The organism is Pseudomonas sp. REP124, from assembly GCF_020164475.1.
In the GTDB taxonomy this organism is placed as follows: Bacteria; Pseudomonadota; Gammaproteobacteria; order Pseudomonadales; family Pseudomonadaceae; genus Aquipseudomonas.
On the sequence record NZ_JAIQWX010000184.1, the window covers coordinates 1 to 11,082 of the forward strand.

General features: G+C 60.7%; 8 protein-coding genes. 3 read left to right on the forward strand and 5 right to left on the reverse strand.

The window, feature by feature from the left end; genetic code table 11:
* Positions 1-21: 21 nt before the first annotated feature.
* Positions 22-504 (reverse strand): acyl-CoA thioesterase, encoded by a 483-nt coding sequence (locus K9857_RS27385; RefSeq protein ID WP_224541223.1) that lies wholly within the window; start codon positions 502-504, stop codon positions 22-24.
* 286 nt (positions 505-790) lie between these two features.
* Here K9857_RS27385 and K9857_RS27390 point away from each other — a divergent pair, with 286 nt between their 5' ends.
* Entirely contained in the window at positions 791-2,554 is a 1,764-nt protein-coding gene (locus tag K9857_RS27390) for a cation:proton antiporter (protein WP_224541225.1), read from the forward strand.
* 21 nt (positions 2,555-2,575) lie between these two features.
* Here K9857_RS27390 and K9857_RS27395 read toward each other — a convergent pair whose 3' ends face one another.
* The 4 genes from K9857_RS27395 to uvrD all read right to left on the reverse strand — a co-directional run bounded on the left by K9857_RS27395 (position 2,576) and on the right by uvrD (position 6,938).
* Positions 2,576-2,983, reverse strand: coding sequence for an SMI1/KNR4 family protein (locus tag K9857_RS27395; RefSeq protein WP_217973077.1), 408 nt, complete (start codon positions 2,981-2,983; stop codon positions 2,576-2,578).
* Between the two features lie 138 nt (positions 2,984-3,121).
* The gene (locus K9857_RS27400; protein WP_224541227.1) at positions 3,122-4,000 is read right to left on the reverse strand and encodes a Tim44 domain-containing protein; all 879 of its coding nucleotides are present in this window, start codon (positions 3,998-4,000) and stop codon (positions 3,122-3,124) included.
* Between the two features lie 179 nt (positions 4,001-4,179).
* Positions 4,180-4,620, reverse strand: a complete 441-nt coding sequence (locus tag K9857_RS27405) for an EamA family transporter (RefSeq protein ID WP_224541230.1) — start codon at positions 4,618-4,620, stop codon at positions 4,180-4,182.
* A gap of 134 nt (positions 4,621-4,754) precedes the next feature.
* Complete coding sequence (gene uvrD, locus K9857_RS27410; protein ID WP_224541232.1) at positions 4,755-6,938, reverse strand: DNA helicase II; 2,184 nt, start codon at positions 6,936-6,938, stop codon at positions 4,755-4,757.
* A 257-nt stretch (positions 6,939-7,195) separates the two neighbouring features.
* Here uvrD and K9857_RS27415 point away from each other — a divergent pair, with 257 nt between their 5' ends.
* Both K9857_RS27415 and hexR read left to right on the forward strand, forming a co-directional pair.
* A complete protein-coding gene (locus K9857_RS27415) occupies positions 7,196-10,081 on the forward strand; it encodes a putative bifunctional diguanylate cyclase/phosphodiesterase (RefSeq protein WP_224541234.1) in 2,886 nt (961 codons plus the stop codon).
* Positions 10,082-10,187: 106 nt separating this feature from the next.
* Positions 10,188-11,054 carry a transcriptional regulator HexR gene (gene hexR / locus K9857_RS27420; protein ID WP_025131545.1) on the forward strand — a complete coding sequence of 289 codons (867 nt, stop codon included), beginning with the start codon at positions 10,188-10,190 and terminating at the stop codon, positions 11,052-11,054.
* Positions 11,055-11,082: the final 28 nt, after the last annotated feature.

Sequence of the window (11,082 nt, forward strand, 5' to 3'; positions counted from 1 at the left end):
GCTTCTTATCGATGGAATGCGTCAAACGTCGGCCTTGATTTCCTGATACCGCTTTTCCAGCTCCTGACGAATCTGCCGGCGCTGCTGAGCCTGCATGAAGCGGCGCTTGTCTTCGCTGTTCTGCGGTTGCAGCGGTGGCACGGAGGCGGGTTTGCGCTGGTCATCCACCGCCACCATGGTGAAGAAACAACTGTTGGTGTGGCGCACCGAGCGCTCGCGGATGTTTTCGGTCACCACCTTGATGCCCACCTCCATCGAGGTGTTCCCGGTGTAGTTGACCGAAGCCAGGAAGGTCACAAGTTCACCGACATGGATCGGCTCACGGAAAATCACCTGGTCCACCGACAGGGTCACCACGTAGCGGCCGGCATAACGGGCGGCACAGGCGTAGGCGACTTCGTCGAGGTATTTGAGCAGGGTTCCGCCGTGAACATTGCCAGAGAAGTTGGCCATGTCGGGGGTCATCAATACCGTCATCGACAGCTGGGCGTTTCCGGGTTCCATAGCATTCTCACGGGTCAAGACCAGGTTGAGGGATGCACCTCTGCGGGTGCCTCGATGGTTTTTTCAAACTAACAGTTATCGGGACGCCGGGCGCGAAGCCGCCGTCACGCCGGATCGATCTGTTTCCATATATTGCACCGCCTTTCTACCGGAAGTCGCGGTGTTACCCTGCAAAAGCCCCTGCCACTGGGGCAAATTCCTACGCGGAACGCGGATTTTTTACCTTGCTCGACCGGATGTTTCCTCCATCCGCGCTTGAGCTATGCCACACAAGGAGCCCCACACCATGCATGCCATCAGCTTTATTCAGGATCTGGCAGTGATCATGTTGGTCGCAGGTGTGGTGACCGTGCTTTTCCACAGGCTCAAGCAGCCGGTGGTGCTGGGCTACATCGTGGCGGGCTTCATCATTGGGCCGCACACCCCTCCCTTCGGTCTTATCCACGACGAAGAGACCATCAAGACCCTGGCGGAGCTCGGGGTGATTTTCCTGATGTTCTGCCTGGGCCTGGAGTTCAGCCTGCGCAAGCTGTTCAAGGTCGGTGCCACGGCTTTTATCGCGGCGTTTCTGGAAATCGTGCTGATGATCTGGATCGGCTACGAAATCGGCCGCTGGTTCGACTGGAACACCATGGATTCGCTGTTCCTCGGCGCGATCCTGGCCATTTCCTCGACCACCATCATCGTCAAGGCGCTCAATGACCTGAAGATGAAAAACCAGCGCTTCGCGCAGCTGATTTTCGGTGTGCTGATCGTTGAAGACATCCTCGGCATCGGCATCATCGCCTTGCTGTCGAGCATCGCGGTCAGCGGTACGGTCAGCTCCGGCGAAGTGTTTTCTACCGTGGGCAAGCTCTCGCTGTTCATGATCGTCGCGCTGGTGATCGGCATTTTGCTGGTGCCGCGCCTGCTCGCTTACGTGGCCAAATTCGAAAGCAACGAAATGCTGCTGATCACCGTACTGGGCCTGTGTTTCGGCTTCTGCCTGCTGGTGGTCAAGCTCGAATACAGCATGGTGCTCGGTGCGTTCCTGATCGGCGCGATCATGGCCGAATCCCGGCAGTTGCTGAAAATCGAGCGCCTGATCGAACCCGTTCGCGACCTGTTCAGCGCCATTTTCTTCGTGGCGATCGGCTTGATGCTCGACCCGATGATCCTGCTGGAATACGCCTGGCCGATCGTGGTGATTACAGTCGCTGTGGTGCTCGGAAAAATGCTGTCCTGCGGAATGGGTGCGTACATCGCCGGTAATGACGGGCGCACTTCGCTGCGCGTCGGCATGGGGCTTTCGCAGATTGGCGAGTTCTCTTTCATCATTGCCTCGCTGGGCATGACCCTGCAGGTCACCAGCAATTTTCTGTACCCCGTGGCCGTGGCGGTTTCGGTGATCACCACGCTGCTGACGCCGTATCTGATCCGTGCGGCCGACCCGTTGTCGATCAAGTTGTCTGCGGTCATGCCACAGCGACTGGGACGGGTTTTGGGAATGTACGGTGAATGGTTGCGCAGCATCCAGCCCCAAGGCGAGGGCGCACTGCTGGCGTCGATGATTCGGCGGATTCTGTTGCAGGTGGGCGTCAATCTGGCGTTGGTGGTTGCGATCTTTCTCGCCGGGGCGTTTTTCGCCGAGCGCATCTCGGTGAGCCTGCAGGAGTGGATCGGCGACCCAAGCTGGCAGAAGGCATTGATTTGGGGAGGTGCGCTGCTGATATCGCTGCCGTTCCTGATCGCCGCCTATCGCAAGCTAAAGGCGCTGTCGATGCTGTTGGCAGAGATGGGGGTGAAGCCGGAGATGGCCGGGCGTCACACGCAGCGAGTGCGTCGGGTGATCTCCGAAGTGATCCCGATTCTGTCGCTGCTGGTGATTTTCCTGCTGTTGGCAGCCTTGTCGGCCAGTATTCTGCCGACCAACAAGTTGCTGATGCTGATCGCCGTGGTGGCCGCCGGTGTGGCCGCGCTGCTGTGGCGCTGGTTCATTCGCGTCCACACGCGCATGCAGGTGGCCTTGCTCGATACCCTGGACAATCACAAGGATTCGCCAGGGCACTGACGCCGCGGGGCGTCAGCCGGCTCAGCTTTCCAGCCAGACGTCCCGCGCCCAGTGCCACACCGACTCCCAGGTTTCTTCGGTGACCAGTTCTTCTTCGGCGGACCACAACACCACGGTGCCGTCTTCTTCGACGCAGTAGTAGTCGTCACCGTCCTGGCAGATCGGAATCATGCTGCGATCGACACCGGCGTCCCAGGCGTTGGCGGCAACATCCGGCAGGTAGGTGTGGGATTGCGGGTCAGTGACGGTCACTGGCTCCAGGCTGCCGTAGACCACATCGCTGACAGTCAGCAAGAACTCTCTAAAGACGAACGGGATGTCGATGAACAGTTGTTCTTCGATTTCGACCAGCAGATCTTCGTCGGGCAACTCCAAGGGAACCGGTACCGGCTCGTTGGCTTCACGCAGTTGTTCGATGATTTCTTCCACGTCGAGAATCCTCTTGCTTGTAAGGCGCGGTTTATATGGGGCGGTTTATACAGTAGCTTGCTATGGATGCAACCGCGAAATAGAAAAACCCCGGCAAGCCGGGGTTTTTATTACAGCGTGAAAAGCGAGGCGGGGTGATCAGCCGTTCTGGCGGATACCGGCCACCAGCCAAGGCTGGTTTTCGCCCTGGGCGCGTTCCATGTTCCAGCTTTCGCTGAAGACTTCGCCCTGGTCGAAACGGGAGTTTTTCGACACGCCGCTGAAGGTCAGGGTGGCGATGGTCTTGTCGGCGCGATCATCCACGCCATCCAGTTGCACATTGAGGTTATCAATGTAGGTGGACTGGAAGGCATCGCCCAGATCGGCACGCTCACGCTTGAGGAACTCCAGCATCTGCGGGGTCACGAACTCCGCGATCTTGTCCATTTCGTTGGCGTCCCAGTGCTGTTGCAGGGACTGGAAGTGGTTGCGGGCCGCTTCGATGAAGTTGTGTTCGTTGAACCAGGCTGGCGCGTTGATCACTGGACGGGCGGCAGCGGGTGCAGCCGAACCACCGAAGATCGAGCCCATGGCTGGCTTCTGTTCGAACGCTTCACGCTGCATCGGCGCGTGACCGGCCGGAGCGTATTGCTCCTGCTGCTTGCGACGACGGGCGGCGATGAAACGGAAGACCAGGAAGGCAATGACAGCCATGATCAGGATGTCGAAGATCTGCATGCCCTGGAAGCCGTCGCCCATGAACATGGAGGCCAGCAGGCCACCGGCGGCGATACCCGCCAGAGGGCCGAGCCAGCGGGAAGCGCCGCCGGCCTTGGCAGCCGCGCCCGCGGCACCGGCAGCACCAGCGGTCGCTGCTGCGCCGCCCATGCCTGGAGAAGAAGGAGCCATCTGGCTGGTTTGGTGAGTAGGCGCAGCACCTGCGCTTTTGCCACCACCGAAGCGCTTGGCGGCATTGACGTCGAGACTCATCGTCAGGCCGATGCACAGCGCCATGGCGATGCTAAGAAAACGTTTCATAAAGGGAATTCCCGTTTGTGGAAGGCACGCGCGCCATGTTGCACAGCTGAAGTGTTACTGGCTAGCGGCAGAGTGTTTCGGGCTTTTGCCTGACAGGTCGGGTTCAGCTTCAGTCAGTGCAATAAGGCTGGTTCACTTTGGTCTGTAGGATGACTGAATAAGTTCTGTAGGAACGATGCCTAGCGCCTTAGCGCCAACATCACCACCCCGGCTGTGATCAGGCCGATTCCGCCCCACTGGCGCAGGTCGAGTTTTTCCCCCAGCAGCGCCACACCGAGCACGGCGACGAGGACCACGCTGAGTTTGTCCACCGGAGCGACCAGCGAGGCCGGGCCGACCTTGAGCGCGCGGAAGTAGCAGATCCACGAAGCACCCGTGGCCAAGCCGGACAACAGCAGGAACAGGTAGCTTTTCCCCGAGATCGATCCCAGGGATTGATATTGGCCCGTGGCGTACAAAATCAAGGCCAGGCTGACCAGTACCACTATGGTTCGGAGCAGGGTGGCGAAGTCCGAGTTGACGTTCTCGACGCCGATTTTCGCGAAAATGGCGGTCAGGGCCGCGAATGCAGCCGATAGCAGGGCCCAGAATGTCCAGGAGGAAAAGAAGCCTGAGCCCATGACGGTTTCCTTTTGGTCAGATCGATTTGTGGGAGCGGGCTTGCTCGCGAAGAGGGAGTGTCAGTCGACATCGATGTTGACTGATCCACCGCATTCGCGAGCAAGCCCGCTCCCACATTGATCCAAGGTGATCCTTAGATCGCTTCCAGCTTCGCATACCCCAGCATCAGCCACTTGCTGCCTTCGCTGAAGTTCACCTGAACCCGCGCCTGGGCGCCGGCGCCTTCGAAGTTGAGGATCACGCCGTCGCCGAACACCGAGTGCCGTACCGCCTGGCCCAGGCTGAAGCCGGTCTGCGGTATCTCGCTGCCGCCGAACAGGCTGCTGGTGCTTTGCTGCTGGCCACCGCCGAACGGACGGCTGACGCTGTTAGACAGCCGCACTTCCTGAATCAGGCCTTTGGGCACTTCGCGTACGAAGCGCGACACCTTGTTGTAGGTCTCGCTGCCGTACAGGCGACGGGTTTCAGCGTAGGTCATCACCAGGTTCTGCATGGCCCGGGTCACGCCGACATAGGCCAGACGACGTTCTTCCTCAAGACGCCCCGGTTCTTCCAGGCTCATCTTGTGCGGGAACAGGCCTTCTTCCATGCCCACCAGGAACACGTAAGGGAATTCCAGGCCCTTGGCGCTGTGCAGCGTCATCAGCTGAATGCTGTCTTCGTGCTCGTCGGCCTGGGTATCGCCGGCTTCCAGTGAAGCGTGGCCGAGGAATGCCGCCAGTGGCGTCAGGTCTTCGTCTTCTTCGGTGTTCTCGAAGTTGCGCGCGGCGCTGACCAGTTCCTCAAGGTTTTCCACCCGGGCCTGGCCTTTCTCGCCTTTTTCCGCTTCGTGATAGGCAATCAGTCCCGACTGCTCGATGACGGTCTGAGTCATCAGGTGCAGCGGCATGTCCATGCACTTGGCGGCGAGGTTTTCGATCAGCTCCATGAACGCGCCTAAAGCGCTGGCGGCGCGACCGGTCAGACCCTTGTTCGCCACCAGTTGGCGCATGGCTTCCCACATCGACACATGGCTGTGGCGCGCATGGTCACGAATCGCTTCGACGGTTTTTTCGCCGATGCCACGGGCCGGTACGTTGATCACCCGCTCCAGCGCCGCATCGTTGCCGCGACCTTCGAGCAGTCGCAGGTAGGCCATGGCGTTCTTGATTTCCGCCCGTTCGAAGAAGCGCTGGCCGCCATAAATGCGGTACGGGATGCGTTCACGCAGCAACGCTTCTTCCAGAACCCGCGATTGGGCGTTGGAACGGTACAGAATCGCGATATCACTGCGAGCCAAGCCGGTTTTCAGCGCGCTTTCGATGGTTTCGACAACATAGCGCGCTTCGTCGTGTTCGTTGAACGCGGCGTATAGGTTGATCGCTTCGCCATCGCCGCCTTCGGTCCACAGCTCTTTGCCCATCCGTCCGGTGTTGTTGGCAATCAAGGCGTTGGCAGCCTTCAGGATGCCGGCGGTGGAGCGGTAGTTCTGCTCCAGACGAATGATCTCGGCGTCCGGGAAATCGTCGGAATACTGGTAGATGTTCTCGATCTTCGCGCCACGCCAGCCGTAAATCGACTGATCGTCGTCGCCCACCACCATCAGGCTGTCGCCGCCCTTTGCCAGCAAGCGCAACCAGGCGTACTGCACGGCGTTGGTGTCCTGGAACTCGTCCACCAGAATGTGCCGGAAACGCTTCTGATAATGCGCCAGCAGGCCCGGATGATCGCGCCACAGGTCGAGGGCGCGCAGCAGCAGTTCGGAGAAATCGATGACGCCAGCGCGCGCGCATGCGGCCTCGTAGGCTTCATAGATGCTGCGCATGGTGGCCAGGAACAGGTCGCCGCTGGCTTGAATATGTTGCGGACGCAGACCTTCGTCTTTCTGCCCGTTGATGAACCACTGGGCCTGGCGGGCCGGCCAGCGTTGCTCATCCAGTCCGAGATCGCGGATCACCCGCTTGACCAGCCGCTGCTGGTCGTCGCTGTCGAGAATCTGGAAGGTCTGGCTCAGCCCGGCTTCCTGCCAGTGCGCCCGCAGCAGGCGGTGCGCCAGGCCGTGGAAGGTGCCGACCCACATGCCGGCCGGGTTGATACCCATCAACTGCTCGATGCGATGGCGCATCTCGGCAGCGGCCTTGTTGGTGAAGGTCACCGACAGGATGGAGTGGGGCGATGCGTTCTCGACCTGGATCAACCAGGCGATACGGTGCACCAGCACTCGGGTTTTACCGGAACCGGCGCCGGCCAGGACCAACTGACGGCCAACAGCGGCCGCTACGGCCTGACGTTGGGCATCGTTGAGGGAATTAAGCAGAAGGGAGAGATCATCGCGCATCGGGGCATTCTAGGGGGCGGCGCCACACCGGGCAAACTCCGCTTTGCTTTAGCCGATGAAAGAGGCGCGAGGGACGACCGGTCAGTCATCGGCTGCAAGCGTTGCCCGGTCTCGCCTGACGGCTTCGAGGCCGGGTCGGGTGCCCGATAAATTTGTCTGTTTTTTGACCGGCAGCAGTTTGGTCCGGGCATTGGCTTGTGTATGCTCCGTCCACGTTTCGGGCTCATGCTCACCATTATAAGAACAAGAAACTACCTATGACCCTCAGCTCCGACCTGTCGGGCCCTTCCGTGGAGCCCCGGGTTATTCGTAAACAATACGCCATGGAAATGGCGGTCGAACGCACGCGCCTGCTGTATCAGGGCTCGCTGCTGCCCACGCTGTTCATGTTGATCAATGGTCTGGTCTGCGCCGCTCTGCTCTGGAGCCCGCAGCGCTACTTCCTGGTCACCGTCTGGCTGGTGTGGCTGTTGTCGTTGGTGGCGCTGCGAGTGATTCAGGTAGCGGCCTTCGACTCGGCGATTCCCAACCGTCAGGCCCATCCGATCTGGCGCCGCATGTTTCTGCTGGGCTCGGGGCTTACCGGCCTGACATTGGCCGGCGCCGGCATCGCACTGGTTCCCGCCGACAACTTCATCCAGCAAGCCTGGGTCTTCGGCCTGATAGGCGCTGCTGCCCTGTCGGCCAGTGTGGCCTACGCCGTCAGCCTGCCGGCCTTTCTCTCTTTCACCTTGCCCTGTTTGTTGCCGGCCATCGGCTACATGTTCTGGGGTGGCGAAGGGCAGGGCTGGGGCTGGTTCGGCCTGATTCTGCTGGGCGCCTTGAGTGTCGTGGCCTGGCAGGTCAATCGCCTGATCGATCGCGGCCTGTTGCAGCGCTTCCAGAACCAGGCGCTGATCGAGCATCTGCAAGAGGCGCAAAACTGTAGCGATCAGCTCAATCTGACTCTCGCCCGGGAAATCGACCAGCGCCGACGCGCGGAAGAAGAGCTGCGGGAAATCCAGGCCGATCTGCAAAACCGGGTCACCCAGCGCGGCCTCGAACTGGACGCCGCCAGCGACGCACTGAGCAAGAGCGAGGCGCGTTTGGCGCTGGCGCTGAAGGCCAGCGAGCTGGGGCTGTGGGACTGGAACCTGCAGACCGACGAAGTCCATCACACGCACATTCAGGAATTGTTCGGCCTTGCGCCGGAATACGTCACGGCGATGCTGCGCCACCTCAAGCCTCGCCTGCATCCAGAGGACCTGCCGGCTCTGCGCAAGGCGCTGGTCGAACATTTGAAGGGGCGCACCGAGGATTATCAGGTCGAGTACCGCGTGCAGCATGCCGACGGTCACTGGGTCTGGATCGAGGACCGTGGTCGAGCGGTCGAGCGTGCCGCCAATAGTCGAGTGATCCGCATGGTCGGCACCCGTCGCGACATCAGCATCAACAAGGCGTTGGAAGAGCAGCAGCAACTGGCCGCGACGGTATTCGAAGCCGCCAGCGAAGGTATCGTGATTTTCGACCCCAATTACGCCCTGATCGCGGTCAATCAGGCTTTCAGCCGGGTCACCGGCTATGAGATCGAGGACATGATCGGGCGCAACGTCGTCGAGTTGCCTTGCAGTCGCGATGCCCGTCGCCACTACGCGGCGATCCATCACGCGCTGGAGCAGCACGGCAGCTGGCAGGGCGAATTGGTGGAAACGCGCAAAAGCGGCGAGATGTACCCGCAATGGCTGCATCTGAATGCCGTGCGCGATAGTCGGGGAAATGTCAGTCATATCGTGGGTTTCTTCGCCGATCTTTCGGCCCGACGGGAATCCGAAGAGCGCATGCGCTACCTGACGCACCACGACGAGCTCACCGGACTCGCTAACCGTTCGATGTTCCGCGAGCGCCTCGGCGAGGCGCAACAGCGGGTGCGGCAGGGTGGTTATCGCAACCTGGCGTTGCTGCACATCAATCTCGACCGCTTCAAGCAGCTCAACGACAGTCTGGGTCACGAAGTCGCCGACAAGCTGTTGCAGAAAATGGCCCGGCGCCTGATCAATGCATTGCCGGAAGCGGACACCATTGCGCGCCTGTCCGGTGACGAATTCGCCGTGCTGTTCAACGCCTACGGCAACCTTTCCAGTCTGGCGCGGGTGGCGACGCGGCTGTCGAACAAGCTACGCATGCCCGTGACCATCGACGGCCACGAGTTGGTGGTCAGCGCGTCGATCGGTATCAGCCTGCTGCCGGACAGCGCCCGGGATGTGTCCGCCCTGGTCAGTCAGTCGAACATGGCCATGCAGCACGCCAAGCATCTGGGCGGTAACAACTTCCAGTTCTACACCGACAGCCTGCAGGCCAGCACCCTGGAGCGATTGCAGTTGGAGAACCAGCTGCGCAAAGCCGTGGAAGAGCGCCAATTGAAGGTGTTCTACCAACCGAAGCTTTGTCTGGAAACGGGCCGGCTGAATGCGGCCGAGGCGCTGGTGCGTTGGGATCATCCGACCATGGGGCGTGTGCCACCGGGTGATTTCATCGGTCTGGCCGAGGAAACCGGGCTGATCGGCCCGATCGGTGAATTCGTGCTGCGCCAGGCCTGTCTGCAAGCCTGCGAGTGGCAGCGGCAGGGGCTGGAGCCTATTCGGGTCTCGGTCAATCTGTCGGTGCACCAGCTGCGCCAGGGCAAGCTGGTCAGCCTGGTGCGGCAGGTGCTGGAAGATACCGGGCTGGCGCCGCGCTACCTGGAGCTCGAGCTCACGGAAAGCCAGTTGCTGGACAGCGTCGAGCACATCATTGCGACCTTCCAGCAATTGCGCGATCTGGGGGTGAAGCTGGCGATCGACGATTTCGGCACCGGGTATTCATCCCTGAGCTACCTCAAGCGAATTCCCGTGGATTACGTGAAGATCGATCAGGCCTTCATTCGCGGCCTGGGCGAGGGCACGGAGGATGCGGCGATTACCCGGGCGATCATTGCCATGGCTCACGGCTTGTCATTGAAGGTGGTGGCTGAAGGCGTGGAGCGGCGCGAACAGCTCGAATTCCTGAAAAACGAGCGGTGCGATGAGGTGCAAGGTTATCTGATCAGTCGCCCGGTCGAGGCATCTGGGCTTGCCGCGCTGCTACAAGACCAGTGCTCGAAGGCTACATGGGGTGCGAGCACCTGATTTCGAGGGATCTGGTTACGTATGGTGCAGGCGAAAAGCCAATTCATGTAGTATAACTACAAACTTGCTACATCCCCGGCCCCTGCCAATAACAAGAGTCCAGCCCTTGAATCTGCTGCAGCACATCGCCCAGTCTCGTCACCTGTTACGCAAGTCGGAGCTCAAAGTCGCCGATCACGTGCTGCTTGACCCCGCGGCCGTGATGCACAGCTCCATGGCCGACCTGGCCCATAGCGTCGGCATCAGCGAACCGACCATCGTGCGTTTCTGCCGTGCCATCGGTTGTTCCGGGTTCCAGGACCTGAAGTTGAAACTGGCCCAGAGCCTGGCGGCAGGCGCGAGTTTCGGTCAATTCGCGATTCATGAAGACGATTCGGTCGCCGACTACAGCCTGAAGATTTTTGACACCACCCTGCACACCCTGATGGAAGTTCGCGAGAAGCTCGATCCGGTGGAGTTGCAGCGCGCGGTGACGCTGATGTCCCAGGCGCAGCGCGTCGAGTTCTACGGCTTCGGTGCCTCGGGTGCGGTCGCGGCGGATGCGCAGCACAAATTCTTCCGGCTGCTGCTGACTGCGGCGGCCTATTCCGATCCCCACATGCAGGCGATGTCGGCGGTGACCCTGAAGCCGAGCGATGTGGCGATCTGTATTTCCCAGTCCGGACGCTCCAAAGACCTGCTGATCACCGCCAACCTCGTGCGCGAGAGCGGTGCTTCGCTGATTACCCTGTGCCCGAGCCAGACGCCATTGGCCGAGCTGTCGACCGTCAACCTGGCGATCGACGTGCACGAAGACACCGAGATCTATACGCCGCTGACCTCGCGGATCGCCCACCTGGTGGTGATCGATGTGCTGGCAATGGGCGTGGCCATGGCGCGCGGGCCGAGCCTGGTCAATCACCTCAAGAGCGTGAAGCGCAGCCTGCGCAGTCTGCGGTTGTCGCCCAAGTCGGTAAAAGCCCTGGACGACTGACGTCGTCCTCAGGTCGTTCCGACCTGAA